This is a genomic window from Cellulomonas sp. CW35 (genome assembly GCF_052378485.1).
In the GTDB taxonomy this organism is placed as follows: domain Bacteria; phylum Actinomycetota; class Actinomycetes; order Actinomycetales; family Cellulomonadaceae; genus Cellulomonas; species Cellulomonas uda.
Genome location: NZ_CP199000.1, coordinates 1,065,826 through 1,091,374 on the forward strand (window position 1 = coordinate 1,065,826; position 25,549 = coordinate 1,091,374).

The following is a 25,549-nucleotide window of genomic DNA, read 5'->3' on the forward strand; positions in this document are numbered from 1 at the left end:
TCCTCGCGTGACCCAGCGACGCGATGCTCTGCAGTCACTCCACGCCATCGCCTTTCGTCAGGCCGGCTACTTCTCCGCAGCGCAGGCAGTCGACGTCGGCTTCAGCCACCAGGCGCAGAAGTACCACGTCGACGCGGGCAACTGGCTACGCGTCGAACGCGGAATCTTCCGGCTGCGCGACTGGCCGGCAGCGGTCGACGACGTGCTCGTGCTCTGGACCCTCTGGAGCCGCCGGCTCGGTGTGGTCTCGCACACCAGCGCGCTGGCCGTACACGGGCTCGGTGTGTTGGACCCCGGCGTCGTGGAGATGACCGTGCCTCCCGGATTCCGCGCCCGGACCCCCGCGGTCCGCACGCACACCGCCGTACTCCCGGACGCGGATGTCGAGTCGCGGCCCGGCTTCCGCGTGACCACCCCGCTGCGCACTCTGCTCGACGTCGCTGCGACCGCCCATCAGGAGGCGGTGGACGAGGTCGTCGCCGAAGCGCTCGACCGAGGAGTGGTCGCGGCCCGCTCGCTGCGCAGCAGGTCGGACGAGATGGGCGACCGGGCAGCGCTGCGGATCGAGCGGGCACTGCAGGCGGCCTCCCGGTGACCACGCGCACACCAGCCGCGCTGCGCGCCAGCCTGGACGCGCGCTTGCAGCTCCTCGCCCGGGAGCGTGGGCAGGACGTGAACCGCCTGCGCCGGCACCTCACCTTCCAGCGGATGCTGCGGCGGCTCGACGAGACGTGGGTCGTCAAAGGCGGCTACCTCCTCGAGGCCCGCCTCGGGGCCAGGGCGCGGGCGACCAAAGACCTGGACCTGGCGCTGGCCGAGCCGGCGGAGGACCTGGCGGCACGGCTGGCCGAGGCACTGGACGGCGACATCGACGGCGACGGATTCGTCTTCCGCGTCTCGGGCGCCCGCTCCCACCTGCGGGACGACGATGCGCTCGGTGGTCCCGGAGCGCACGTGTCGGTCACGGCCCTGCTGGCCGGCCGGGACTTCGCGCACGTCCGGGTCGACGTCGTCGCACGGCCGGAGGAGGTCGACGGTGGTGTGGAGCGGGTCATCCTGCCTCCGGTGGTCGCCGAGCCCGGGTGGCCCGCGGTGTCGGTCCTGCCGGTCGATGTCTCCCAGCACCTGGCAGAGAAGCTGCACGCGCTCAGTGCGATCGATGCGCACCCCCGCCCTTCGACACGCGTGAAGGACCTCGTGGACGTGGTCCTCGTGGCCGACGCGGGTCTCGTCGACGTGGAGCGCCTCGCGCGGCGCCTGCGTGCCGTGTTCCGTGCGCGGGACGGCGCCCTACCACCGCCACACCTGCCCGAGCCGCCGGCCGCCTGGCGGGCCGACTACGCCGACCTCGTGGCGCCGTACAGCGTGTCCGCAACTGACGTCACCACCGCCATCACCCTGACCCGAGATCTCTACGCGCGAGCGCTCGGGAGCGCCACCCCCACCGAGGAGCAGCAGTGAACGCCGTCCGACCCACGACCACCCGCGCCGAGCTGACGGCGGTCATCAAGAAGGCCCGCAACGTCATGCGGAAGGACCCTGGGCTCAACGGGGACGCGGACCGCATCCCGCAGCTCTCGTGGCTCCTGTTCCTCAAGTCGCTCGACGACCGCGAGAAGCGTGGCGAGCTTCTCGAGGACGACTACGTTCCGGTGCTGCAGCACCCGTACCGGTGGCGGGACTGGGCTGGGCCGCGTGCCGAGACTCCCCGCACGGGCGAGGCGCTGATCACGTTCGTCAACAGCAATCTCATCCCGCACCTCGCCCGCGTCGCCGGCGGCGGGAGCCGTGCGGCGGAGCGGGACGTGGTCGCCCAGGTGTTCGCCGACGTGACCAACCGGATGGTCTCGGGCTACCTGCTGTCCGAGCTCATCGAAGAGGTCGACCGGGTCAACTTCAACTCCTCCGACGACGTGCACACCATGGCCCACGTCTACGAGTCGATGCTCAAGGAGATGCGCGACTCCGCGGGCGACGCCGGTGAGTTCTACACCCCGCGCCCGGTGGTGCGGTTCATGGTGGACATGCTCGACCCGCAGGTCGGTGAGACGGTCATGGACCCCGCGACGGGCACTGGCGGCTTCCTGGTCGAGGCGCACGAGCACGTGAAGGAGAAGGTGAGGACGGCCGCTGACCGGGAGCGGACACGCGGGCGGCTGCGGGGCTTCGAGAAGAAGCCGCAGCCCTTCCTGCTGTGCCAGATGAACCTGCTCCTGCACGACGTGTACGAGCCTGCCGTGGTGCGGGGCAACGCGCTCGTGGCGTCGCTCGCCGAGCAGCGGGCCGACGGTGTGGACGTGGTGCTCACCAACCCGCCGTTCGGCGGCGAGGAGGAGACGTCCGTCGCCCAGGGCTTCCCCGCGGGGTTGCGGACGTCCGAGACGTCATGGCTGTTCCTCCAGGCGGTGATGGCCCGCATCGAGCAGCGACGCGGACGGGCGGCGGTGGTGGTGCCGAACAGCACGCTGTTCGCCACCGGCGTCGGAGCGACGATCAAGAAGAAGCTCCTCGACGGCTTCGACCTGCACACCGTGGTGCGGCTGCCCAACGGCGTGTTCGAGCCGTACACCGCGATCCCGTCGAACCTGCTCTTCTTCGAGGCGGGGCGCCCGACCGGCGACGTGTGGTTCTACGAGCTGCCGACGCCCGAGGGGCGCAAGAAGTACACCAAGACCAAGCCGCTGCGGCACGAGGAGTTCGCCGACCTCGCCGCGTGGTGGGGCGAGCCGGGCGCCGGACCCGAGCGCCGCAAGGACCGTGTGGAGAACGAGCACGCCTGGCGGGTGCCGCTCGCGCAGGTCGTCGAGCGCGGCTACGACCTGGACCTGCGCAACCCGCACCAGGGCGACCAGACCGAGAACCGGCCCGTCGCGGAGATCCTCGACGAGCTGGTGAGCGTCGAGGAGCAGATCCTCGACCTGCTGCGCGGACTGCGGGACGAGGTGGCGAGGTGACCGTGCAGTGGGTGCCGATCGAGTCGGTATTGCGTCGGCGGCTGGAGACCGTCATGGTCGAGCCCGACGAGCGCTACTCGACCTTCGGTGTGCGAAACAACTTCCGGGGTGCGTTCGATGCGGGCGACCTTCTCGGTGCCGACACGAAGTACAAGGTCCTCTACCGTGCGCGTGCCGGGGATCTCGTCTACCTCAAGCTCGGTGCCTGGGAGCGAGCTTTCGCGATGATCCCTGAGGAGCTCGACCAGCACGTAGCCTCGTCCGAGTTCGTGCTCTACGAACCGGACGTCCAGCGCATCGATCCTCGATTCCTTTCGCACCTCATGGCATGGCCCGCGCTGCTCGACGGCATCGGTGGCGAGTCGAAGGGAACCAACGTTCGCAGGCGGAGGCTCAGTCCGGACGTCTTCGAGGCGGCCAGGATCCCCCTCCCTGATCTCCCGACCCAGCGCGCCATCGCCTCCCGCCTTGACCTGATCGGGGGGGCGCGACACAGAGTCTCGCCAGGCTCCTCGTGCTCGAGAGCGGCGGATGCGATCTTGGCAGAGGCACTCAGTTCCGGGGTCGAGAGGCCGCTTGGCGACGGCCTTCGGAGGCGTCAGGATGCGGCGCTGGTGGAAGAGTCCGTGAAGTACTCCATGGCTGGCGTCCGAAACGCCGGAAAGGGTGTCTTCGATTCAGGCGTGATCCTCGGATCGCAGACCAAGTACCGACATCTGCGTCCGCTCCATCCGGGCGACCTCGTCTACCCAAAGCTGGGTGCATGGGCTGGAGCGTTCGCTGTCGTACCCCAGGACTGCGAGGGGCGCTGGGTGTCACCGGAGTTCGTTACGTACCAGATTGACACGGATGTCCTCGACCCCGACTTCCTCCGCTCCCTAGTCGCCTGGGACGCCTTCGTCGACCGTGTGGCCGGTCTATCGGTGGGGACGAACGTGAATCGCCGTAGGCTGGCTCCCGAGACGCTGGAGAGCCTCCCTGTGCGGCTACCCTCCGTTGACCAGCAGCACCGGTTGGGACAGCAGCTAGCAGTCATTAGGCAGGCCGACGATCTGCTGGAGCGACGGGCGCATCTGCTTGACTCTCTCCTCCCCGCTGCCCGGAAGGAGGAGTTCCGCCACCTCCTCGGGTCGTGACCTGCTCGGTGACCGCGTCATGCCGACGCGGTCACCGAGCGCCACTGCGTCCCGGCGACCACCACGTGGTCGAGCAGCCGCAGCCCGACGCGCTGTGCAGCGTCCTGAAGAGTCGCCGTCGTCGCGAGGTCGGCGCCGCTGGGCGTCGGGTCGCCGGACGGGTGGTTGTGCGCGAGTGCGAACGCGACTCCGTCGCGGCGCAGCACCTCGGCAAGTACCTCCCGCACGGGGAACGCCGCACCGTGCGCCGTGCCGTCGGCGACCACGACGACGTCGAGCACCCGGTGCCGTGGCCCGCACACCACCAGCACGACGCGCTCACGTCGTGCACCCGCGAGTTGCGGTGCGGTCACCCGCGCGACATCACCGCTGGACGCGACGAGCGGTCGTGTGTCCTCGGCCTCGTGCGCCCTTGACGACAGGGCCAGCGCGGCGACCAGCCGACTCGCCATCGCCGGCCCCAGCCCCGGCTCCCGTGCGAGCGTCGTCGCGTCCGCGCGCGCCAGGCCCGCCAGTCCTCCGTGGGCCACGAGCAACCGGGTGGCCAGGTCCACCACGTTCGTCCCCGGCAGCCCGGACCCGAGCACGAGGGCCACCAGCTCCGCGTCCGTCAGCGCCCGTGCGCCGTGCGTGGCGAGGCGCTCACGCGGTCGCTGGTCCGGCGCGAGGTCGCCAAGGGCAGGTCCGTCGGTCACCCGGGCACTGTGCCGTGTCACGCGCCCCTGCGCGGGCCGTCGTCCACAGGCCGCTCGAACCGCGGGGGCACGGCCGTGACGGGCCCTCAGCGGTGCGCGTGCGCGACCGCGGCGAGGTGCCGGCGGACCGCGGGCAGGGCGTCGGCCACCTCGCGTGCGAGGTAGCCCGCGGCACCCTGCTCGTGCGCGAGCCGCGCACCCGCCCCGGTGTGCAGCGCGACGCCCCACACCGCCGCGTCGACCCGCGGGAGCCCCGCCGCCAGGAGACCCGCGACGGCGCCCGCGAGCACGTCGCCGCTGCCCGACGTCCCGAGCCCCGGCGTCGTGGCGTCCCCGGCCCGGACGTCGCCTGCGGGGTCCGCGACGGCGCTCGCGGCGACGACGACCGCGTCCAGCCGGGCCGCGAGGCGAGCGGCCGCCTCGCGCTCGTCGTCCGGCCGGTCCTCGCCGAGCAGCCGGTCGAGCTCGGCCCCGTTGGGCGTCAGCACCGCGCGGCCGCGCACGCGGTCCTGGAGGTCCGGTGCGTCGGCGAGCACTCCGAGCGCGAACGCGTCGAGCAGCAGCGGCACGCGCGGCGCTGCCGTCTCGACGACCTGACGCAGCAGGCGCAGCGAGTGCTCGGGGTCCGCCAGTCCCGGCCCGACGAGCACCGCGTCGGCGCCCGCGAGCTCGTCGAGCGCGTCGTGGTCGCAGCCCTCGTCCTGCGACCAGGTGAGCACGCCGGCCTCGAGCACCGCGACCGCCGCGGGCGTCGCCGCGGCCTCGTCGACGACGAGCGTGAGCCGCCCCGCGCCCACCCGCAGCGTCGCGATCCCCGCGAGCAGGGCCGCGCCCACCGTCGCGCGGGCACCACCGACCACGACGACGCGCCCGCGCGCGTCCTTGCTGCCGGTCGCCGCCGGCAGCGGCATCCCCGCCAGCAGCGTGCCGTCGATCGGGGTGGTCGACCCGCTCATCGCACCTCTCCCGCGTGCTCGGTGACGGGCGCTCCGACGTCGCGCAGGTGCGCCACGTCGTCGAACCGCTCGGCGCTCCAGACGCCGCCGCGGCGCACGAGCGTCGTGAGCGACGCGTTGCGTACGCCGTGCTCACGCACGAGCTCCATGACGCCCTCCTCGTCGAGCCGCTCGAGGACGTAGCGCAGCAGGACGACGACCGCGTCGTGCGTCACGACGAGCAGCGGGCCCTCCTCGTCGCGCACGTCCGTGACCCAGGACCGCAGGCGCAGTGCGACGTCGAGCCACGACTCGCCGCCCGCCGGCCGGTGGTAGAGCTTGCCGAGGTGCCGGCGCGCCGCCGCCTCGTCGGGGTGCAGGCGCTCGACGCCCCGGCGCGTGAGCCGGTCGAGCACGCCGAGCTCGCGGTCCCGCAGGCGGTCGTCCGTCCGCACGGGCAGGTCGAGGCCGGCGCGCTCGAGCGCGAGCCGCGCGGTCTGCCGCGCGCGCACGTACGGCGAGGACCACACGGCGACCGGACGCTCGTCGGGGTCGAGGTCACGCAGCGCGACCCCGAGCGCCGCCGCCTGCTGCGCGCCGAGCGGTGACAGCGGGGTGTCCGCGTCCCGGTGCTCGAGCTCGAGGCGGTCCAGCCCGCGGCGGTCCGCGTCGCGCGCCGCGACGTTCCCGGCGCTCTCCCCGTGCCGCACGGCGTGCACGACGAGCGGGCGGGAGCCGGCGGGAGCGGGGGAGGCCTGCGTCTCGGGTGACGTGCGCACCGGTCCACGTTCGCACCCGGGCGCGCGGCCCGCACGAGGAGCGGGCGGGTTCGAGATGCCGTGCGCCGGGCGGTCCCGCACGATCGAGGGGACCGCACGAGAGGAGACCGAGATGTCGCAGCCGCAGGAGCGAGAGCACCCGGTGGAGCCCGCCGAGGGTGCGCCGGAACCCGGCGAGCCGGGCACGCAGGGCGATGCGGGGACGGACGAGCGTGAGCACTCCCAGGACCCGGCGGAGGGCGACGCGCCGTAGCGGTCGCACGGACCTGCGGGAGTCCCTCGCGCGGACCGGCGGCTGCGCCGGCCCGCGCGGGCCTGTCCGGGAGGGCGGATGAGCGTCGCCGTCGGGACGTCGGGGTGGTCGTACGACCACTGGACCGATGTGCTGTACCCGCCCGGGATGCCGCCCGAGCACCGGCTCGCGCGCTACCTGCAGGAGTTCGAGACCGTCGAGCTCAACGCGAGCTTCTACCGGTGGCCGCGGGACGCGGCCTTCGCCTCGTGGCGGCGCCGCCTGCCCGAGGGCTTCCGGATGACGGTCAAGGCGCCCCGCGGGCTCACGCACGCGCGTCGGCTGTACGGCCCCGAGGCGTGGCTCGGGCGGGTCGAGCGCGGGCTGCACGAGCTGCGGGGCCGGCGCGGTGCGCTCCTCGTCCAGCTGCGCCCCGACCAGGAGCGTGACGACGCCCGGCTGGACTGGTTCCTCGCGCGCGTCCCGCCGTGGGTGGACGTCGCCGTCGAGCTGCGGCACCCGAGCTGGCAGGTCGACGAGGTGTTCGAGCTGCTCGCGCGGCGCCGCGCCGCGTACGTGGTGCTGAGCGGGGCGGGGCTGCCGTGCGTGCTGCGCGCGACGGCGCCGCTCGTCTACGTGCGGCTGCACGGTCCCGATCACCATCACCTGTACGCGGGCTCGTACTCCGACGAGGACCTGGGCTGGTGGGCGCAGCGGGTGCGCGAGTGGCAGCGCGGCGGGCACGACGTGCTCGCGTACTTCAACAACGACGGCGGCGGGAACGCGGTGCGCAACGCGCGCACGCTGCGTGACCTGCTGCGCTGAGCGTCAGGGCGCGGGCGCCGCGTCGCCCTCGCCGTGCTCGGCTTCGTCGTGCGCCGCCTCGTCGTGCGCCTCGTCGTGACCGCCCCGCACGTGGTGCACCAGGTGCACCACGCCGACGACGACCGCGCCCACGACGACGCCGACGAGCGCCGCGACGAGCGTGCCGACCAGCCAGGTGAGGACCCCGCCCACCCCCGCGACGCCGTGCACGGCCTCCTCGAGGTGGTGCACCACGTCGTGCGGCCAGTGCCAGCCGAGTTCGTCGACGCCCGAGAGCAGGATGTGCCCACCCACCCAGAGCATCGCGACCACGCCGACGACCGACAGCACCGAGAGCACCTTCGGCATCGCGGCGACGAGCCCGCGCCCGAGCGCGGCGCTCGCACCGAACCGCGTCTGCGCGAGGCGCAGCCCGACGTCGTCCATCTTCACGATGACCGCGACCACGCCGTACACGAGAACCGACATGAGCAGCGCGACGACCACCAGGATCGCGGCGCGCGAGGCCAGCCCCTCGTCGGCCACCTCGTTGAGGGAGATGACCATGATCTCGGCGGACAGGATGAAGTCGGTGCGGATGGCGGCGCCGATGAGCCGCTTCTCGGCGGCCGCGCCGTCCTCCTCCGCGGCGACGGGGACCTCCTTGCCACCGTGCCCGGTCACGGCCTCCCACAGCTTCTCGGCGCCCTCGAACGCGAGGTACGTCCCGCCGACCATGAGGATCGGGGTGAGCAGCCAGGGCAGGAACTGGCTGAGCAGCAGTGCCGCGGGGAGGATGAACAGCAGCTTGTTTCGCAGCGAGCCCCGCGCGATCCGCCAGATGATCGGCAGCTCGCGCTGCGGCGAGACGCCCGTGACGTAGCGCGGGGTGACCGCGGTGTCGTCGATGACGACGCCCGCGGCCTTGGCGCTCGCGCGCCCGGCGGCCGCGCCGACGTCGTCGACCGACGCCGCGGCGAGCTTCGCGAGCGCCGCGATGTCGTCGAGCAGTGCTGCCAGTCCGCCTGCCATGAGCCGCCTTCGTCGTCGTGCCTACCGGGGTATGCCGCATCCTGCCAGCAGGACGCCCTGACGGTGCGTCACGTCCACACGCCCGGCGGGCGAGGGCGCGGCGGACGGGTGGGGACCGGCCGCCTCACGCGTCGGGCGCGCCGGTGCGCACCGGCTCGGGCTCGGCGGCCGGGGTGCCGCGGCGGGCGGACCACCGCGCGAGGGCGTACAGGACGACGCCGAGCGCGAGCAGGACGCCCGCGAGCAGCCAGTGCCGCGCCTGCTGCTGGGTGAGCAGCCCGAGACACGTCGCCGCGGCGAGCACCGGCAGCGCGGTCCAGGCGCGGAAGTGGTCGTGCCCCACGTGGTCGCGGCGCAGCACGAGCACCGCGACGTTCGTGCTCAGGAACACGAGCAGGAGCAGGAGGACGACCGTGGACGCGAGGTCGACGAGCGAGCCCGTGGCGGTCAGCACCATCGCGACCGCCGTCGTCGCGACGATCGCGACGACGGGCGTGCGGCGCCCCGGCAGGACGCGTGCGAACACCGACGGCAGCAGACCCTCGTCGGCCATCCCGTACGCGAGCCGGCTCGACATGATCATGGTGAGCAGCGCGCCGTTGGCCACCGCGACCAGCGCGATCACGGAGAACACCTCGAGCGGCACGCCGCCGGCCGCCTCGACGACCTCGAGCAGCGGCCCGCTGGACTCCTGGAGCTGCCGGGGCGGGACCGCCGCGGGTGCGACGAGACCGACGAGCACGTACACGACGCCCGCGGTGGCGAGCGCGCCGAACAAGGCGCGCGGGTACACGCGCGGCACGTCGCGCACCTCCTCGGCGATGTTCGCCGAGGTCTCGAACCCGACGAAGGAGTAGAACGCGATCAGGGCGCCGCCCAGCGTCGCGGCGGCCCCAGCACGTCGCCCAGGATGAACAGGAACAGCAGCGGGCCGGTCACGGCGCGCCGCAGACGGGTCGGACGCTCGTCCGTCGCGGGTGCGGTGGTCATGAGGTGGTGAAGCCGATCGCCTTGTGCGTGCCGTCGCAGTAGGGCGCGATCGCGGAGCTGCCGCAGCGGCACAGCGCCACGGTGCGCCGCCGCCGGGGCAGCGGACGGCCTTCGTCGTCGACGATCTCGACGTCGCCGCGCACGAGGATCGGGCCGTCGGGGCACGCGACGATCCGCGGCGGTGCGAAGCGGTCCGGCCGGGGTGCGGTGCCCTCGGGCGGGGGAGCGGGCTGCGTCGTCGTCACGCCGCCTCCCGCAGCGAGGACCGGCCGTGCTCCCACGCGTCGAGCACGTGCGCCGCGACGAGCTCGTCGAGGGACAGGCAGACCGCGGCGCCGAACAGGATGTCCGGCACGAGCGCGGGCTCCTGCTCGGCCAGCCCGCCCGCGAGGTCGCGGCCCGCGATCTGCTCGTGGACCGCGTCGGCCTCGACGTGCTCGTCGAAGTACCAGGTCGTGTCGGGGCCGAGCCCGTGGCGCCGGAACCCGTCGCCGTACAGGCGGTTGGGCAGCGAGCTCGTCATCTCGAACGCGGCCAGGTGGCCGGTGATCGCACCACGCAGACGCCGGTGCAGGCCCAGCAGCGACATCGCGTTGACGGAGGCGAGCGTGACGGCCGGGACCTGGTCGACGAACGCCCCGAAGGTCGCGTCGAGCCCCGCGCCGCGCATCGCGACCGCGAACAGCTCGCAATGCATGCGCTCGGGTGCGCCGCCGCCGTACTCGTCCGCCTGGATCTCGACGAGCGCCGCCTTGGCACCACCCTCGAGGCGCGGGATCGCCCACGTGTGAGGGTCGGCCTCCTTGAGCTGGTAGACCGATCGGTGCACCAGGAGCTCGTCGAGCTGGTCGCGCGTCGCACGCCGTCCGACGAAGCGCGCGAGGCTCGGCCCAGGACCGGGCGCCGTCATCGCGAACAGGGCGTCCGCGACCGCGCGCCGGTCGGCCGGGACGCCCGTGGGGGTCTCGACGCGACCGCGCAGGACCCGCTCGAACGCGTCCTCCAGCACGGCGCGGGCGCGCAGCAGGTCCGGGTCCCACTCCCACCGGTCGTCGACGCCGGCGACGCCGCGGTAGTGCAGCTCGTACAGGACGAACAGCGTCAGCTGGACGTCGTCGTCGCGCAGCAGGTCGGTGGTGGACGCCACCGCCTCCCGAGCGGCGACGAGGAGGGCGGCGCGGTCGTCGTCGGGAACCGCGTCGGGTGCTGCCGCGAGCACGGGCAGCACGCGTGCGCTCAGCGGCCCCCGGGGCCCGGGTACTCGCATGGCGCCTCGCGCGGCGCCGACGGTGACCGTCGTCATCGCTGCCCTCGGCCGCCGACGGGGGGCGCCTCGCCGGCGCTCGTCCCGTCCGTCGCGGGTCCCGTCGGCACGCCTCGACCCGAGGTCCGACCCGTCGTCCACATCAGCACCCGGACAGGCTGCCACGGCCCCGGCGAGGCCGCCTCCGGGGACGTGCACCCCCGCGGATCGCGGCCCCGGATGCGGGACGGTCGATGCTGTGCCCACCCTGGAGACCACCGACCTCCAGGAGGACGCCCATGCGCGCCATGGTCTACCGCGGTCCGTACAAGGTCCGCGTCGAGGAGAAGGACGAGCCGCGCGTCGAGCACCCCAACGACGCGGTCGTGCGGGTGACGTGCGCCGCGATCTGCGGCTCCGACCTGCACCTCTACCACGGGATGATGCCGGACACGCGGGTCGGTCACACGTTCGGGCACGAGTTCGTCGGGGTCGTCGAGCAGGTCGGTCCGTCGGTCGAGAACCTGCGCGTCGGCGACCGGGTCATGGTGCCGTTCAACATCTTCTGCGGCTCGTGCTTCTTCTGCGCGCGCGGCCTGTACTCGAACTGCCACAACGTGAACCCGAACGCGACGGCGGTCGGCGGCATCTACGGGTACTCGCACACGACCGGGGGCTACGACGGCGGCCAGGCCCAGTACGTGCGGGTCCCGTTCGCCGACGTGGGTCCCTCGCCGGTCCCCGACTGGCTGTCCGACGAGGACGCCGTCCTGATGACGGACGCGCTCGCCACCGGGTACTTCGGCGCGCAGCTGGCGGACATCGCCGAGGGCGACACCGTCGTCGTGCTGGGCGCCGGGCCCGTGGGGCTGTTCGCGGCGCGGTCCGCGTGGCTCATGGGGGCGGGCCGCGTGATCGTCGTCGACCAGATCGAGCACCGGCTGGCGAAGGCCCGCGAGTTCGCGTACGCGGAGACGCGCAGCTACGCGGAGCACGACGACATCGTCGTCGAGCTCAAGAAGGCGACCGACGGCCTGGGGGCCGACCGCGTGATCGAGGCCGTGGGAGCCGAGGCGGACGGCAACCTGGTCCAGCACGTGACGGCCGCCAAGCTCAAGCTCCAGGGCGGCTCCCCGGTCGCCCTGAACTGGGCGATCGACGCCGTGCGCAAAGGCGGCACGGTGTCCGTCATGGGCGCCTACGGGCCGCTGTTCTCCGCCGTGAAGTTCGGCGACGCGATGAACAAGGGGCTGACGATCCGCACCAACCAGGCCCCGGTGAAGCGACAGTGGCCGCGGCTGCTCGAGCACGTCCGCAACGGGTACCTCACGCCGTCGGACATCGTGACGCACCGGTTCCCGCTCGAGCACATCGCCGAGGCCTACCACGTGATGTCCGCGAAGCTCGACGGGTGCATCAAGCCCCTCGTCGTGCCCGCCTGAGGAGAGGTGACACCGATGACGACCCCCGCCGACGACGCGACGCCGACGCACGCCCCGTACACCGCCGACCGCCCTCCGCTGCGCGAGACCCCCGACCAGCTGCGCGCCCGCATCCCCGGGTGGGGTGCCGACCTCGACCCGGCCGACCGGCCCTCGTGCCCGCGCGAGCGCACCGACCTGCCGCGTGCGCGCTGGGACTTCCCCGAGCGGCAGGAGCAGACGTCCCCGCGTGAGCGGTCGCTCGAGCACCTGGAGCTCACGCCCGTGTTCGGGACCGCGCAGCCGCTGACGGGCGTCGCGGGGGCGATCCGCCGCTACTCGTACGAACGGTTCAGCGAGGGCCGGGCCGCGCACTGGCTGCTGCTCATCGCGGCGGACCGCGTCGAGTCGACCGCGGCGCACTGGCGCTCGCTCGCGAGCACCCGGCCCGACGACCCCCTCACCGAGACCGGGGTCCTCTCGGAGGCGCACCGGCACCCGGTCGCGTCGCGACGGGGGAGGGTGGACGTGCGGCACCAGCCGCTCGACGTCCTGGTCGTCGCCGGCCCGTGGGTCGCGGCCGGGCTGGCCGCGGCGGTGGCGGTGCGGGCGGTGGTCCGCCGCCGTTGACCCGGCGTGACCCGGCGCGCGCGCTCGTCGACCGGCTCGCCCTTGACGCGCACCGGGCAGACCGACACGATGCGGACATCCCTCTACCTCGGTAGGGGAAGCGGGGGGCGGCTCTACATCGGTGTAGAACTCGTGGCGCTCCTGGGCGCACCGCCGCGCAGTCGGTCGACGAGGAGGAATCGATGGGGATGACTCGGCAGGGGGCCCGCGGACCGGGCGCTGGACGCCGCGCGGCGGCGACGATGACGGGGGTGGCGCTCGCGGTGGGTGCGTCGGTGACGAGCGCGCAGGCGGCGCAGGACGGGCCGGCTCCCGACGCATGGGTGTCGACCATCCCGGAGGGGTACCACCGGTTCACCGTCCCGCAGGCGGACGCGGAGGAGATCCTCGGCTCGCGGCCCCAGGTGCTCGAGCTGCAGGGCAACATCGGGCCCAGCGGCACGTGGGCGGACCTGGCGCTCGACCCGAGCGGGTCCAGCTACCAGGCGTCGGTCGGCCCGCTCGCGCCGGGGCTGTACTACTACCAGTACACGGCCACCTGGGCGGACCGCACCAAGAAGTCGTTCCGCGAGCCCACGAGCCCCGTGGCCGTCACGTCCCACCCGACGTGGAACACGCTGTTCGTCCCCGGTCCGTCCGTGCAGTGGATGGCTGACCTGCCCGCCGGGGGCGACGTCGACGAGCTCACCTACCGCAGTCCGGTGACCGACGACGAACGCACCACCCTCGTGTGGACCCCTCCGGGCTACGACGCGCACCGCGCCGACGCGTACCCGGTGCTCTACCTGCTCGCCGACGGGTCGCAGACGGCGCAGGAGTGGGCCGAGCTGGGCCGCGCGCCGCAGATCCTCGACAACCTCGCGGCCGAGGGCCGGATCGAGCCCATGGTCGTCGTCATGGCCGACACCGGCGGGACGGACCCGCGCAGCGAGCTGCTCGACGGCGTGGTCGAGGCCGCACGCGAGGCCTACCACGTGACGGACGAGCCGTCCGGCCAGGCCGTCGCGGGCATCGGCGACGGCGCCAACCACGCCCTGAACGTGCTGCGCAGCGACCCGGGCACGTTCGGGTCGGTGGGGTCGTTCTCGGGTCACCTGAACGGGACCGTCGGCGCGGGCGTCGCCCGCGCGGTCAACGAGGGCACCGACCTGCTGCGGGTCTACGTCGGCAACGTGCTCGACCCGGCGTACAACCGCACGCACGCCCTCCTGCGCACGCTCGAGCGCGCCGGCGTCGAGCACGAGTTCGACGGTGTCGACCCCGACTCGGGCGCGACGTGGGACACCTGGCGTGAGGCGCTGCGCGACTTCGCGTCCCGTGTCTTCCAGGACGACGCCGACCCCGGCCCGCGCGAGGGCAACCTGCCCCTGGACGGCCCCTACGCGCCGCCCGCGGCCGGGTCGATCACCACGCCGCACATCGGCGAGCACGGCATCGTGACGTTCGAGACCGGCACCCAGTGGGCCGACGCGAAGGACGTCACCGTGTGGGCGAACTGGGCGCCGAACGGTGCCTGGTTCCGGGTGCCGATGACGAAGGTCGGGCAGCGCTGGCGGGTCTCCATGGGGCCGCTCGACGGGTTCTACTACTACCGCTACGTCGTCGACGGCGTGGACGAGAAGGACCCGCAGGACACGGTCAACACGCTCACCGGCGTGAGCCCGCTGTTCGTGCCCGGCACCACCGACCGGATGCTCTCGGACGTGCCCGCGGGGCAGGGCGGCGAGCTGTCCGTCCTGACGTACGACAGCAAGGTCGCGGGCGAGGAGCGCTCCGCGTACGTGTGGACGCCGCCGGGCTACGACGCCGACCGCGCCGAGCCGTATCCCGTGCTCTACCTCAACCACGGCGGTGGCCAGAGCTGGGGCGACTGGGTCGAGGTCGGCCGTGCCGCGCAGATCCTCGACCACCACTCGATCGACGGTGCGATCGTCCCGATGGTCGTCGTCATGGGCAACGGCAACGTGCCGGACTTCCCCGCGGAGCTGCTCGAGAACCTCGCGCCGGCGGCGCGCGCGGAGTACAACATCGCGTCCGACGCCGACCGGCAGGCGCTCGCCGGTCTCTCGATGGGTGCGATGAACACGCTCAACACGTGGCTCACCCACCCCGGCGAATTCGGCTGGATCGCCGCGTTCTCCGGTGGGCTGTTCTTCGGGACGCCGACGTTCGACCCCGAGGCGGTGAACGAGGGGACCACGTTCGCGCGCATCTACACCGGCGACGTCCTCGACTTCACGTACCAGGCGACGATGGACCTGCTCGACCTCCTCGAGGAGAACGGGATCGAGCACGAGTTCGCGGGTGTCACGCAGGGACCGCACGGGTTCGACACGTGGCAGAAGAACCTCGTCGACCTGCTGCCGCGGCTGTTCCGCAGCGAGTCCGCGCCCGGCATCCCCGTGCGCGCCGAGGTCCGCGAAGGCGCCCCGGGCGTGCTGGCCCTCTCGGTCGACGACGACGGCGCGGGCGTGACCCTGGACCAGGCCGCCAACCGCGGCGACCGCCTGCGGTTCACCGGGGCCCTGCCCACGGTCACCGTCACCGACTCGCGCTCGGTCGCGCAGGCCGGTGCGAGCGGCTGGGCCGTCGCCGGCATGGCGTACGCGTTCTCGTCCGGCTCCCGCACGCTCGACGCCGACCACCTCGGCTGGCGGCCGTTCGTGCGCGACCCGCGCGACGGCGTGGCCGCGGGGGCGCAGCGACCCACCGTGCTCGGCGGGGGAGACGGGCTCCTCGTCCCGGGCCGGCTCGCGTCGGCGACCCCGAAGGGCAGGTTCGGCTCGACGACGATGGGCGCGGACCTGTTCCTCGAGGTCCCCGTGGACACCGCGCCGGGCACGTACGAGGGTGCGCTGACGCTCTCGCTGTTCCCGGTCGACTGACCGCACGCACCAGCACGACGAGCACGGCGGGGCCGGTCGGCGCCCCGCCGTGCTCGTCGGCGCACGAGGACACGTCGACGCACGTGCAGGAGGCAACCGTGCCCGTCATCCGCACCACCACGTCCGCCAGGCGGCGGCGTCCGGCGTCGGCCGCTGCGCGGTTCGCGGCGTCCGCCGGCCTGCTCGTCGGGCTCGTGACGCTCTCGGCGACCGGCACGCACGCCGCCGACGCGACACCCGCACCGGCCTCCAGCGGTTCGCCCGGCTCGTCGAGCGGCTCGTCGAGCGGTTCGTCGAGCGGGACGGTCACGTGGACCGTGGAGCCCGCGACGGCGGACGGACCCGACGGGCGGATCTCGCTGCGGCACGCGCTCGACCCCGGGGCGTCGGTGGACGAGCACGTCGTCGTCACCAACTTCAGCGACCGGCCCGCGACGTTCCACGTCTACGCGGCCGACGGGACCGTCTCGGCCGACGGCGACTTCGACGTGCGCCCGAGCGAGGACGCACCGCGCGACTCGGGTGCGTGGGTCACGCTGCAGCCCCCGGAGGGCGCCGAGCCCGTGGCCGGCGGAGGGTTCCGCGTCGCGCTGCCAGCGGGAGGGTCGCTCGTGGTGCCCCTCACCGTCACGGTGCCGGCGCAGGCGCGGCCCGGTGACCACCCCGCGGGCGTCGTCGCCGAGCTGGTGGACGACGAGGCGGCCGTGCGGGTGGCGGCGCGGGTCGGGGTGCGGCTGCACCTGCGCGTGACGGGCGACATCCGCGCACGTGTGGCGCCCGGCGACGTCGAGGTCCGCTGGGAGCCGTCGTGGAACCCGTTCGCGCCGGGCACCGCGCACGTGCGCTACGTGCTGCGCAACGAGGGTGACGTGCGGCTCGGCGCGCGCGCGGGCGTCACCCTGGCGGGCCCGGCCGGGACCGGCGAGGTCAGCGCCACCACGCAGGTCCGCGAGGTGCTTCCGGAGGGCTCCGCGTCCGTCGAGACGACCGTGCGGCTGTGGCCGCTGGTGCGCGCGTCCGGCGAGGTCGAGGCCGTGCCCGTAGTCGTCGGCGACGACGTCGTCGACGTCGCGCTCGCACCGTCCGCCGTGCCGGTCGTGGTGTGGGCGGTGCCGTGGGCACAGCTCGTGCTGCTGCTGCTCGTCGTCGGCGTGCCCGTGCTCGTCGTGCGCCAGCGGCGCCGGTCCGCGCGGCGCGTGCAGGCGCGGATCGACGCGGCCCTCGCCGCCGCGGGCGTCGCTCCGCACGACGCGCCCGAGGTGGACCCCGACCCGGCTGCCGCCTGACGTCGACGCCGTGCCGGGCTTCCGCCGGTCCGTCGCAGGGCAGGGACGGCACGGGGGTGCGGGTCGTCCGACCCGCACCCCCGTGCCCGCGCCCCCCGCGCGGTCAGCGGCCGATCATGCGGCCCGGCACGTCACCGTCGCGCCGGCGCCGGACCCGGTGCCCTGGAACCCGAAGCTCGTGCGCTCGCCCTGACGCAGCGTGCCGTTCCACGGTGCGTTGCCGAAGGTCACCGTGCCGGTGGTGCCGGACTGCGCGCTGCTCCACGAGCCCGCGACGGCCGCACCGTCGGGCAGCCGCACCTGCACCACCCACCCGTTCAGCGCGGACCCGGCGGTCACGTCGATGTTCGCGACGAACCCCTCGCCCCACTGGCTCGCGACCGTGTACGTCGCGGTGCACGCGCCGCCCACCGGGTCGTCGGTCCGGTCAGGCGTCGGCGTGGGGGTCGGCGTCGGGGTGGGCGTCGGCGTGGGAGTCGGTGTGGGAGTCGGTGTGGGCGTGGGAGTCGGTGTGGGCGTGGGGGTCGGCGTCGGGTCCGTCAGGACGAGGTTCTTCTGCCGGACGTCCCACTGCCCGCCGCACAGGCCGCAGTTCTGCCCGACGAACGCGCGTCCGGCCTGGGCGTCGCCCTTGAGCTGCCATGTGAACCACAGCGTGCCGACCCGCGCGAACTCGCCGCCGTTGTACTGGTCGTACGTACCGCCGTGCCCCACGGGCAGGTTGCCCATGAAGGCGGGCAGGCCCGCCGGCAGCTTGCCCCAGTCGTCGATCGCGTTGGGATAGGCGATGTCGCCGGGTCCGCCGATGAAGTACGCGATCGGGTCGTCGAGACGGCGCAGCTGCCAGTCGTCGCCGTCGTTGAGCAGGCCGCTGGAGAAGATCGCGGTCGTCGTGACCCGCGGGTCGCCGGCGACCGCGTACGCCTCGAGACCGCCGCACGAGAACCCCGCGACCGCGACCTCGCTCGTGTCGATGCGCCCGGCCAGCGCGCTGCCCGCACGGCTGTTCTCGGCGAACGCCCAGTCGATCGACTGCGTGAGCATCGTCGAGGTGGTGCTGCCCCCGCCGTTGGGGGAGCCGTTGGCGATGACGAGGAACCCGTGCGAGGCGATCTCCCGCAGGAAGTTGACCTGCGAGGTGCCGTTGCCGGAGCACCCGCCGTTGCCCCAGACCACGATGGGCAGGCGCTCGGCGGGGAGGTTCACGGGGCGGTAGATGGTGTGGCTCGGCAGCGAGCCGGCGGTCGAGTAGTCGGCCGGGTAGGGGCCGGACCCGCCCGGCGCCGCGGCCGCCGGCGCGAGCCCTGCGCCCAGCGCGCCGAGGGCGAGCGCGGCGGTCAGGCCCGCGCGGGTGAGCAGTCGTCGTCTCATGGGAGTCCTCCCTCGGAGGTGCGCGGACGCACCGATGCGTTCGTGTACACCAACCGTCGCGGGAGTGACGAAAACTGTCGAGTACTTGTGCGGTGGTCCGGCGTCGCGGAAACGATTCGGCCAGTCGTGACTCGCAACCAGTCGTCACTCGCAACCAGTCGTCACCCGCGGCCAGTCGTCACCCGCGGCGCGGCGGCTGCGCGGGGTCGGCGGCGGCGACGAAGTACGTGACCCACCGGGCCGCGTCGGGCCAGGACGGCGCCGCGACCTCGACGAGGCGTCGCCGTGCCCCGGGCCCGAGCGCCGTGTGCACCTCGACGAGCAGGTCCCGGGCCGCTTGCACGGGCCAGTCGGGGGGGACCACGTCGGCCGGCAGGTCCGGGTGTCGCAGCACGAGCGAGCGCCACTGGTCCATGAGGCGTGTCCGGGCGACCAGCGCACCGGCGTCGTCGACCGCACCCGCGCGCACGGCGTGCAGCACCGGGGTGTGCGCCTCGAGGAACGCGCGGAACTCCTGCGCCACGCCCGCGAGGTCGTACGCGTCCGCCGGGCCCTGCGTGCCCGCGACGTCCTCGAACCGCACCCGCATGACCGACCAGCGCGCCGCGTCGACGCCACCGAGTGCGTCCCGCAACGCCGCGAGGACTTCCTCGCGGACCCCCTCCGGGCTGATCCACACGCTGTCGTACAGCCGCGCGAACCCCGCCGAGGTCAGCACCTTGCGGACCGCGTGCCGCTCCGCGTGGCGTGACTCCGGCAGGGAGTACGAGACGGCGGACCAGCGGTCGTCGGGTGCGGCGGTGCGGGTCCCGTACGCGAGGAAGCGGTGCATCGTGGTCTGCCGCGCGATCGACGCGGTGGTCAGGTGGTACACGGTCGCCCGGCCGCGTCCGCGCGCCTCGACCAGCCCGCGCCGGGCCAGTCGGTTCAGCGCCGCCCGGGCGCTCGAGGCGCTGAACCCGAACTCCGCGAGCACCGCGTCGAGCGCAGCCGGCGGCAGCGGCGCGTCGGCGGAGTCGAGGTACTCGCCCAGGAGGGTCGCCAGCAGGTGCTGCGGGTTGGGGCCCGTCCGGGCCCGAGGGGCGTCGAGGTCGTCGTCGGCGCGGCTCGCCATGCGACGACCCTAGGCCCGAGCAGCCGAGCGCGGTGACGACGCAGGCATCTGCCCTGCCCAGCATCCCGACGCTGACCGCCGCGGAGGGTGTCACGGTCGACGCCCGGACATGCCGAAGGCCCTTGCGCTCGTCTGAGCGCAAGGGCCTTCGGCTTCTTGTAGCGGGGGCAGGATTTGAACCTGCGACCTCTGGGTTATGAGCCCAGCGAGCTACCGAGCTGCTCCACCCCGCGTCGGCTCGACAACCTTACGACAGACCTACCGAGCGGCCAAATCGTCCCGACGTGACCCGCGCCACGGGAGCGGCCCGAGCCGCACCGCGCCCTGCGCGACGACGACCCCGACGACCACCAGGACGCCGCCCACCGGCTCGTGCCACGCGAGGTGCTCGCCGAGCACCGCCATGCCGAGCGCGACGCCGACGACGGGCGTGAGGTAGGTGACGGTCGAGGCGCGCTGCGCGCCCCACGCGGCCACGACCTGCGTGTTCCACACGTACGCGATCCCGGTGCCGAGCACGCCGAGCGCGACGACGCTCAGCACCACCGACGTGGACAGCGTCACGGGCTCGCGCGCCACGACGGGTGCGAGCAGCAGCATGACGACCGCCGCGCTGCCCACCTGGCCGGCCGCGACGGTCGGTGCGGGCAGGTGCAGGGGAGTGACGAAGCGGCGCAGGTACGTCATGCCCAGGCCGTAGCACGCGGTCGCGCCGAGGCACGCGAGCACCGCGGCGACGGGTGCGCTCGCGGCCAGGTCGGACACGTAGGTCCAGGGCCCGACGATCACGACGACGCCGACGATGCCGAGCGCGAGCCCGACGCGCTGCCGGGCGGTGAGCCGCTCGGTGGGCAGGAGCGCCGCGGCGGCCGCGGCGGTCATGAGCGGGGTGGTCGCGTTGAAGATCGACGACAGACCGGACGCGAGGTGCTGCCCGGCCCACGCGAACGCGATGAACGGCAGCACGCACAGCAGCAGACCGAGCGCGACGAGGTGGCCCCACGTGCGCGGGTCGCGGGGCCAGGAGGAGCGTGTGGCCAGGGCGCGAGGTACTTCACCACCACGTCCCGGGCGGCACGGGCCGGCCGCACGGGGGTGTCGCCGGGCGCGTGCGCGGTGACCGCGGGCACGGGGGGCTGGCTCACGGGACGACGATCCGCCCGGTGACCCCCGTGAGGCAAGCGGATGTCGACATGACCGCGCGGCGCGCGGGTGCGCGCGCCTGCCTCAGCCCGTGCGCTTCGCGAGCTGGTACCCGCCCGCGTCGTAGACGACCTGCCACGTCGTGCCCGGGTGCCGGTCCGCCGCGTACTGCGCGATGTCCGACGGCGCGGGGTTCCACCCGCCGCCCTGCTGGTCGATGACCAGGAAGTCCGGCGCCGGGTTGTCGGCGTTGCCGACGTAGAACACGTCGTTGTGGTCGACGAGGTACGACATGAGGCCGATGTCGGTCTCCACCACCGACCCCTCGGGGATCAGGTCGAGCAGCCCGCGGGCCTCGACCGCGCGCGACGACGGGGCCCACAGGTCGTCGGGCCGGCCGAGGCGCGCGACGTCGAGCTGCGGCACGAGCATCGCCGCGACGACGACCGCCACGGGTGCGGCGGCCAGCGAGTAGCGCCGCAGCCAGCCGCGTGGTGAGCGCCGCGCGAGCAGGACGCCGTCGAGCAGCGCCGCGAACGCGATCGGCATGAGCACCGCGGAGTAGTGCCACGTGTGGCCGTAGTAGTAGTCGATGTCCGCGTAGAACCGCCACATGATCGTCGGCACCGCGATGAGCAGCACCGGCGAGCGCAGCCCGACGAAGCCGGTGACCGCGACGAGCATGAGCAGCGTGACGATCTTCGAGCCGTCGTCGACGAGCAGCGTGACCGCCGTCCAGGGGTGCGTGACGATCGCGGCGAAGTCGATCCGCGAGCCGTAGTCGTACTGGTCCTTGGTGTTGAGCGCGGGCAGCAGCACGGTCGTCGACAGGACGACCCAGGCGAGCCCCCACAGTGCGAGCCACGCCCCGAGCAGCGGCTCGCGCACGTCCGTGCGGCGCCGCGTCCGCCACCACATCACCGCGCCGAGCGCCGCGACCGTCAGGCCCAGGTCCTCCTTGACCAGCACGAGCGGCGCCGCCCACAGTGCCGCCGCCCACCATCGTTCGCGCAGGAACGCGACCAGCGCCAGCGCGAGGAGCGGGACGGCGAACGCGATCTCGTGGAACTGCGCCGCGACCGCCCCGACCAGGCCGAAGCTCACCGCGTACGCCGCGGCGACGGACGTTCCCTGCAGCGCGCCGAGCACGCGGACCGCCTCACGTCCGACGACGTACACCGAGAACGCGAACAGCAGCCCCTGCACGACGAGCAGGGTGAGCGCCGAGGGTGCGATCCGGTACGGGACGCCGAGCAGCACCAGCAGCGGGTGGAAGTGGTCGCCGAGCAGGTTGAACCCGTCGCCCTTGATCGTCACGACCGGCGCCTCGAGGTGCGCGTACCGGCGCGCGAGCTGCGTGAAGATCCCCAGGTCCCACGACGGCGACTCGAACCGCCGCCACTGCAGCACCGAGTACAGGACGTACGTGGCGGCCGCGAGCAGCGCGACGACCAGCGGCCCGGCCCACGCGGTGACGCCTCGCGCCGGCTCGGGAGCCAGCGGCTCGCTCGCGACGGGGACCGGGACGGCGACGGTCGAGGAGCCGGGCGCCTCGTCCTTCCAGGTCCCGCTCTCGGGAGCCGGCGCCTCGGTGGGGTCGACCTCGGCACCCTGGTCCGGCTCCGCCGATGCGGGTGCCGGGTCAGGCGTCTTCGTCGCGTCGTCCGTCACAGCCACCGGGGCATCATGGCAGGCTCGGCCGTCACGCGGCGCGGATGCCGCCGATCGGGCGTCCGTCAGCCGTCGTCGCCGGGGCGGACGCCACCCTCGTCGGAACCGGACCGCGCGCCGACGGCCACGGGCTCGGGCGCCGCCGGCTCAGCCGGTGCGGGGCGCCGACGGCGCCGGACCGCCATCACGACGAGCGCCACGACGCCTGCCAGCGCGAGCCACGGCAGCAGCGCGCCGAGGACCACCATGACCACGCCGACCGTCGTCACGAGCGCCTCCCAGCCCGACGCGAGGCCCGTGAGGAACGTGCCGTCCTCCTCCTGGGTCTGCACCGGCAGGACGCCCGGACCGGACACCACCACCTCGATGGTCGACAACGCGACCTGGTCCGCCAGCCGCGCGCGCTGCGACTGCAGGCTCTCGAGCTCGGCCTGCCGCTCCGAGAGCGCGGACTCCGCCTCGAGCAGGTCCTTGGTGCTGCCCGCCGACGACATGAGCGCCTCCATGCGCTGCACCGAGAGCTCGAGCGCGTGGATGCGGGCGTCGAGGTCCTGCGCCGTGCCCGTGACGTCGTCGGCCTGCAGGTCGACCGCGGTGACCTCGCCGATCCTGCCCAGCTCCTCGATCGTCGCCGTCACCGAGCTCGCCGGCACCCGCACGACGAGCACCGCGGTCGCGGTCCCGTCCGCGCTCGCGGCCGACTCCGAGCGGGACTCCACCCGGCCGCCGCGGCGGTCGACGTCGTCGGCGACCGCGCGCGCCGCGGCGATCGGGTCCTCCGCCTCGACGTGCACCGACCCGGTCTGCACGACCATCCGCGCGTCGTCCCGTGCGGCGGCCTCCCCGCCGGTGTCCTGCCCCGATCCGCCCTCGTCCGCGTGGGCCGCCGAGCCGTCGACCGCACCCCCGACCGTGTCGTCCGCCGGGGACACCGCGGAGTCCGCGTCCTGCGAGCACCCCGCCAGCAGTACCCCCGCGACGAGCAGCCCGAGGAGCGCACCGGCCGGTCGCCGGGCAGGTCGTGGGGTCCGCAGGCGCAGCAGGCTCGTCGTCATGCCACCGACGCTAGGGACCGGCCGACGCGTGCGAGCAGGTTCGCCGAGGATGTGCCGCAATCGTGACGAGCCCGACGCCGGATCGTCGTCGGACCGCCTGCAAGAAGCCCGCGTCACCGCACAGTGAGACCGTCCCCGAACGTGGTTGACCGGCGTGAGAACGGGACGTACCGTCGCGTCGAACGGGTCGGACGTGCCCGTGTCGGAGGTGTGCACGATGGACGGACGCCGGGTCGAGCCCGCGACGTCGGCCTCGTGCGCGCTCATCCGTGAGGCCATGCGAATGCGCCCGGCGACGACCGCCGTGCGATATCCGCGCGGCTGTTGCTGTCGCCACTGACCTCACCCGCCGAGCCGGGGCGAGGCGAGCGTCGACCGTCCGGTCCGCTCGCAACCCGCGTGCTCGTGCACGCGCAGCGCGCGCTCACGGACCGCACGGTCCCGACGAGAGCCGCGTGACCCGTCGACCGCGACGCACCCCGCCCGCCGGGCGCAGCACCGCCTCACCGCGCGTGCCGCCCGCGGCACCTCCCGAACGTCCCACCACAGCGACCCGCGTCGCCGAGGAGTCCCCGTGTCCCAGGTCCTGGACCTTCCCGTCACCCCCACGTCGCTCGTCGGCGACGACCCGACCTTCGTCGTCGACGAGGACGACGACGCGCGCACCGCGGACGACGTGGTCGTCGTGTTCGACCGCAACGTCGCCGTCGCCGGCGGCTCCTACCGCGGTCGGAGCGCCGCGCTGCCCGCACCCGCGGGGGACGGCGCGCGCGTCGCGCACGTCACCGGCGTGTGGGTCCTGCCGGGTCGGCGCCGCCGCGAGCACGTGCGTCGCGCGCTCGTCGAGCTCGAGGCCAGCGCCGCCCGTGCCGGTTTCTCGCGTCTGCACGTCGTCGTCGAGCCGTCCCGGACCGACGCGCTCGCGCTCCTGCGTGAGCGGTGGTTCACGCCCGTGGACGCGCCGTCCGCGACGGGCGACCTCGAGCTGGAGAAGTGGCTGCTGCCCGCGTGACCCGCGCGAGCTGAGCCGCGGACCACACGTGCTGCGCCGCGAACGCCCGCCACGGTGACCATCGCGCGGCGCGCCGTCCGAGCTCCGCGGCCGGTGCGAGTGCGAACGCCTGCCGCAGCACCAGGTCGCCCGCGGGGAACGCGTCCCGCGCGCCCAGGGCCCGCAGGGCCAGGTAGTCGACCGTCCACGGCCCGACGCCCGGCAACGCCAGCAGCCGCTCACGCACCGCGGGCGCGTCCGCACCGGGCGACAGGTCGACGCCGTCGGCGCACGCGCGGGCGACCGCGACGAGCGTGCGTGCCCGGGCGGCCGGGACGCGGAGCACGCCGCGCAGCTCGTCGGCGTCCGCGGCGGCGACCACGTCCGCGGGCGGGAAGAGCGTCAGGCCGTCACGACCCGGTGTGCCCAGCGCCTCCGCGAGCCGGCCCGTGAACGTCCGCGCCGCGGCGAGCGAGACCTGCTGGCCCAGGACCGTCTGCGCCGCGACCTCGAACCCGTCGACGTGCCCCGGCACGCGCAGGTGCGGGCGCGCCGCGACGAGCGGGGCCAGCACGTCGTCGTGCCGCAGGTGCTCCCGGGCCGCCGCGACGTCGTCGTCGAGCCCGAACCACCGTGCGAGCAGGCTCTCGACCTCGTCGGACGCCGGCCCCGGTCCGACGCCCGACGCCGGGTGGGCCTCCGCGACGACCTCGTCCGGCGCGAGCCGCACGACCAGCCGGACGACCGACCCGTCCGCGGCGCGCACGAGCCGCTCCACGCGGCCGCTGCTCGGCGTCCCCGCCGCGTCCGCGCCGACCGCGTCGGGCTCGAGGCGCTCGACGCCCGGGACGACGTGCACCGCGAGGTAGGCGAGCATCGCCCGCGCGTCGAACGGCACCCGCACCACCGCTCCCCGCATCACCCGGCCAACCTAGCGGGCTCCCCCCACACCCCCGCCGCTCCGCCCCTCCCGACACCGCGCTTGCTCCGGCTCCGCCCCCGCACTCCCGGAGTGAAGACGGTCTCGTCGACGTCCCGCCCGCGACCCCGCGCTTGCTCCGGCTCCGCCCCCGCAATCCCGGAGTGAAGACGGTCTCGTCGACGTCCCGCCCGCGACCCCGTGGTCGCTCCGGCTCCGAGCCCGCCCCGCACTCCCGGAGCAATGACGGTCTCGTCGACGTC

At 74.1% G+C, this 25,549-nt stretch carries 24 protein-coding genes, 1 tRNA gene and 1 pseudogene; 11 read left to right on the plus strand and 15 right to left on the minus strand.

Annotation, left to right across the window (positions count from 1 at the left end; genetic code table 11):
• Positions 1-7 precede the first annotated feature (7 nt).
• From ACT17Q_RS05040 to ACT17Q_RS05055, 4 genes are read left to right on the plus strand one after another with little or no spacing between them, the layout of a single operon-like run.
• Positions 8-595 (plus strand): type IV toxin-antitoxin system AbiEi family antitoxin domain-containing protein, encoded by a 588-nt coding sequence (locus ACT17Q_RS05040; RefSeq protein WP_444664999.1) that lies wholly within the window; start codon positions 8-10, stop codon positions 593-595.
• Positions 592-1,461, plus strand: a complete 870-nt coding sequence (locus tag ACT17Q_RS05045) for a nucleotidyl transferase AbiEii/AbiGii toxin family protein (RefSeq protein ID WP_444665000.1) — start codon at positions 592-594, stop codon at positions 1,459-1,461. The genes ACT17Q_RS05040 and ACT17Q_RS05045 overlap by 4 nt, the downstream gene beginning before the upstream one ends.
• Positions 1,458-2,954, plus strand: coding sequence for an N-6 DNA methylase (locus ACT17Q_RS05050; protein WP_444665001.1), 1,497 nt, complete (start codon positions 1,458-1,460; stop codon positions 2,952-2,954). Before ACT17Q_RS05045 ends, ACT17Q_RS05050 begins: the two co-directional genes overlap by 4 nt.
• Positions 2,951-4,090 (plus strand): restriction endonuclease subunit S, encoded by a 1,140-nt coding sequence (locus tag ACT17Q_RS05055; protein ID WP_444665002.1) that lies wholly within the window; start codon positions 2,951-2,953, stop codon positions 4,088-4,090. Before ACT17Q_RS05050 ends, ACT17Q_RS05055 begins: the two co-directional genes overlap by 4 nt.
• A gap of 17 nt (positions 4,091-4,107) precedes the next feature.
• Here the strand turns inward: ACT17Q_RS05055 and ACT17Q_RS05060 are convergent, their stop codons facing one another.
• The 3 genes from ACT17Q_RS05060 to ACT17Q_RS05070 all read right to left on the minus strand — a co-directional run bounded on the left by ACT17Q_RS05060 (position 4,108) and on the right by ACT17Q_RS05070 (position 6,499).
• Positions 4,108-4,785: a JAB domain-containing protein gene (locus tag ACT17Q_RS05060; protein ID WP_444665003.1), complete on the minus strand. Its 678-nt coding sequence runs from the start codon at positions 4,783-4,785 to the stop codon at positions 4,108-4,110.
• An 86-nt stretch (positions 4,786-4,871) separates the two neighbouring features.
• On the minus strand, positions 4,872-5,741 hold the full coding sequence (locus tag ACT17Q_RS05065) for an NAD(P)H-hydrate dehydratase (RefSeq protein ID WP_444665004.1): 870 nt from the start codon (positions 5,739-5,741) through the stop codon (positions 4,872-4,874).
• On the minus strand, positions 5,738-6,499 hold the full coding sequence (locus tag ACT17Q_RS05070) for a histidine phosphatase family protein (protein ID WP_444665005.1): 762 nt from the start codon (positions 6,497-6,499) through the stop codon (positions 5,738-5,740). Before ACT17Q_RS05070 ends, ACT17Q_RS05065 begins: the two co-directional genes overlap by 4 nt.
• A 112-nt stretch (positions 6,500-6,611) precedes the next feature.
• Here ACT17Q_RS05070 and ACT17Q_RS05075 point away from each other — a divergent pair, with 112 nt between their 5' ends.
• Both ACT17Q_RS05075 and ACT17Q_RS05080 read left to right on the plus strand, forming a co-directional pair.
• Complete coding sequence (locus tag ACT17Q_RS05075) at positions 6,612-6,752, plus strand: hypothetical protein (RefSeq protein WP_444665006.1); 141 nt, start codon at positions 6,612-6,614, stop codon at positions 6,750-6,752.
• Between the two features lie 78 nt (positions 6,753-6,830).
• The gene (locus tag ACT17Q_RS05080) at positions 6,831-7,556 is read left to right on the plus strand and encodes a DUF72 domain-containing protein (RefSeq protein ID WP_141318734.1); all 726 of its coding nucleotides are present in this window, start codon (positions 6,831-6,833) and stop codon (positions 7,554-7,556) included.
• Between the two features lie 3 nt (positions 7,557-7,559).
• Here ACT17Q_RS05080 and ACT17Q_RS05085 read toward each other — a convergent pair whose 3' ends face one another.
• From ACT17Q_RS05085 to ACT17Q_RS05105, 5 genes and pseudogenes are all read right to left on the minus strand, one after another.
• Positions 7,560-8,567: a DUF808 domain-containing protein gene (locus tag ACT17Q_RS05085; RefSeq protein ID WP_444665007.1), complete on the minus strand. Its 1,008-nt coding sequence runs from the start codon at positions 8,565-8,567 to the stop codon at positions 7,560-7,562.
• A 124-nt stretch (positions 8,568-8,691) separates the two neighbouring features.
• Positions 8,692-9,459: pseudogene (locus tag ACT17Q_RS05090) on the minus strand (APC family permease); the annotation flags it as partial.
• Entirely contained in the window at positions 9,432-9,557 is a 126-nt protein-coding gene (locus ACT17Q_RS05095; RefSeq protein ID WP_255407198.1) for a hypothetical protein, read from the minus strand. The pseudogene ACT17Q_RS05090 and the gene ACT17Q_RS05095, both read right to left, overlap by 28 nt.
• Positions 9,554-9,730: a CDGSH iron-sulfur domain-containing protein gene (locus ACT17Q_RS05100; protein ID WP_141318777.1), complete on the minus strand. Its 177-nt coding sequence runs from the start codon at positions 9,728-9,730 to the stop codon at positions 9,554-9,556. The genes ACT17Q_RS05095 and ACT17Q_RS05100 overlap by 4 nt, the downstream gene beginning before the upstream one ends.
• Positions 9,731-9,798: 68 nt before the next feature.
• Entirely contained in the window at positions 9,799-10,824 is a 1,026-nt protein-coding gene (locus ACT17Q_RS05105) for an iron-containing redox enzyme family protein (protein ID WP_444665008.1), read from the minus strand.
• A 275-nt stretch (positions 10,825-11,099) separates the two neighbouring features.
• On the opposite strand from ACT17Q_RS05105, the gene ACT17Q_RS05110 reads away from it, so the two are divergent.
• The 4 genes from ACT17Q_RS05110 (at position 11,100) to ACT17Q_RS05125 (ending at position 17,022) form a co-directional block, all read left to right on the plus strand.
• The gene (locus ACT17Q_RS05110) at positions 11,100-12,242 is read left to right on the plus strand and encodes a zinc-dependent alcohol dehydrogenase (protein ID WP_444665009.1); all 1,143 of its coding nucleotides are present in this window, start codon (positions 11,100-11,102) and stop codon (positions 12,240-12,242) included.
• Positions 12,243-12,257: 15 nt separating this feature from the next.
• Positions 12,258-12,851, plus strand: a complete 594-nt coding sequence (locus ACT17Q_RS05115) for a hypothetical protein (RefSeq protein ID WP_444665010.1) — start codon at positions 12,258-12,260, stop codon at positions 12,849-12,851.
• A gap of 251 nt (positions 12,852-13,102) precedes the next feature.
• A complete protein-coding gene (locus ACT17Q_RS05120) occupies positions 13,103-15,736 on the plus strand; it encodes an alpha/beta hydrolase (RefSeq protein ID WP_444665011.1) in 2,634 nt (877 codons plus the stop codon).
• Positions 15,737-15,834: 98 nt separating this feature from the next.
• Positions 15,835-17,022, plus strand: coding sequence for a hypothetical protein (locus tag ACT17Q_RS05125; protein WP_444665012.1), 1,188 nt, complete (start codon positions 15,835-15,837; stop codon positions 17,020-17,022).
• A 114-nt stretch (positions 17,023-17,136) separates the two neighbouring features.
• On the opposite strand, the gene ACT17Q_RS05130 is transcribed toward ACT17Q_RS05125, so the two are convergent.
• From ACT17Q_RS05130 to ACT17Q_RS05155, 6 genes are all read right to left on the minus strand, one after another.
• Positions 17,137-18,393: a cellulose binding domain-containing protein gene (locus ACT17Q_RS05130; RefSeq protein ID WP_444665013.1), complete on the minus strand. Its 1,257-nt coding sequence runs from the start codon at positions 18,391-18,393 to the stop codon at positions 17,137-17,139.
• Positions 18,394-18,571: 178 nt separating this feature from the next.
• Entirely contained in the window at positions 18,572-19,507 is a 936-nt protein-coding gene (locus tag ACT17Q_RS05135; protein ID WP_444665014.1) for a PaaX family transcriptional regulator, read from the minus strand.
• 159 nt (positions 19,508-19,666) lie between these two features.
• Positions 19,667-19,740 (minus strand) — tRNA-Met (locus ACT17Q_RS05140).
• Between the two features lie 25 nt (positions 19,741-19,765).
• Positions 19,766-20,473 (minus strand): DMT family transporter, encoded by a 708-nt coding sequence (locus ACT17Q_RS05145; protein ID WP_444665015.1) that lies wholly within the window; start codon positions 20,471-20,473, stop codon positions 19,766-19,768.
• A 261-nt stretch (positions 20,474-20,734) separates the two neighbouring features.
• Positions 20,735-22,327 (minus strand): DUF2079 domain-containing protein, encoded by a 1,593-nt coding sequence (locus ACT17Q_RS05150; protein ID WP_444665016.1) that lies wholly within the window; start codon positions 22,325-22,327, stop codon positions 20,735-20,737.
• A gap of 59 nt (positions 22,328-22,386) precedes the next feature.
• On the minus strand, positions 22,387-23,376 hold the full coding sequence (locus tag ACT17Q_RS05155) for a DUF4349 domain-containing protein (protein WP_444665017.1): 990 nt from the start codon (positions 23,374-23,376) through the stop codon (positions 22,387-22,389).
• A gap of 574 nt (positions 23,377-23,950) precedes the next feature.
• Between ACT17Q_RS05155 and ACT17Q_RS05160 the strand changes: the two genes are divergently transcribed.
• Positions 23,951-24,388: a GNAT family N-acetyltransferase gene (locus ACT17Q_RS05160; RefSeq protein ID WP_268535037.1), complete on the plus strand. Its 438-nt coding sequence runs from the start codon at positions 23,951-23,953 to the stop codon at positions 24,386-24,388.
• Here ACT17Q_RS05160 and ACT17Q_RS05165 read toward each other — a convergent pair.
• Positions 24,321-25,286, minus strand: a complete 966-nt coding sequence (locus ACT17Q_RS05165; RefSeq protein WP_444665362.1) for a DNA-3-methyladenine glycosylase family protein — start codon at positions 25,284-25,286, stop codon at positions 24,321-24,323. The two genes, ACT17Q_RS05160 and ACT17Q_RS05165, sit on opposite strands and share 68 nt — an antisense overlap.
• Between the last annotated feature and the right edge of the window lie 263 nt (positions 25,287-25,549).

Coding starts and splice junctions, on each gene's coding strand:
- ACT17Q_RS05065 (WP_444665004.1), bottom strand. CDS start 5,741: ATGAGCGGGTCGACCACCCCGATCGACGGCACGCTGCTGGCGGGGATG.
- ACT17Q_RS05075 (WP_444665006.1), top strand. CDS start 6,612: ATGTCGCAGCCGCAGGAGCGAGAGCACCCGGTGGAGCCCGCCGAGGGT.
- ACT17Q_RS05080 (WP_141318734.1), top strand. CDS start 6,831: ATGAGCGTCGCCGTCGGGACGTCGGGGTGGTCGTACGACCACTGGACC.
- ACT17Q_RS05085 (WP_444665007.1), bottom strand. CDS start 8,567: ATGGCAGGCGGACTGGCAGCACTGCTCGACGACATCGCGGCGCTCGCG.
- ACT17Q_RS05095 (WP_255407198.1), bottom strand. CDS start 9,557: ATGACCACCGCACCCGCGACGGACGAGCGTCCGACCCGTCTGCGGCGC.
- ACT17Q_RS05105 (WP_444665008.1), bottom strand. CDS start 10,824: ATGCGAGTACCCGGGCCCCGGGGGCCGCTGAGCGCACGCGTGCTGCCC.
- ACT17Q_RS05110 (WP_444665009.1), top strand. CDS start 11,100: ATGCGCGCCATGGTCTACCGCGGTCCGTACAAGGTCCGCGTCGAGGAG.
- ACT17Q_RS05115 (WP_444665010.1), top strand. CDS start 12,258: ATGACGACCCCCGCCGACGACGCGACGCCGACGCACGCCCCGTACACC.
- ACT17Q_RS05130 (WP_444665013.1), bottom strand. CDS start 18,393: ATGAGACGACGACTGCTCACCCGCGCGGGCCTGACCGCCGCGCTCGCC.
- ACT17Q_RS05135 (WP_444665014.1), bottom strand. CDS start 19,507: ATGGCGAGCCGCGCCGACGACGACCTCGACGCCCCTCGGGCCCGGACG.
- ACT17Q_RS05155 (WP_444665017.1), bottom strand. CDS start 23,376: ATGACGACGAGCCTGCTGCGCCTGCGGACCCCACGACCTGCCCGGCGA.
- ACT17Q_RS05165 (WP_444665362.1), bottom strand. CDS start 25,286: ATGCGGGGAGCGGTGGTGCGGGTGCCGTTCGACGCGCGGGCGATGCTC.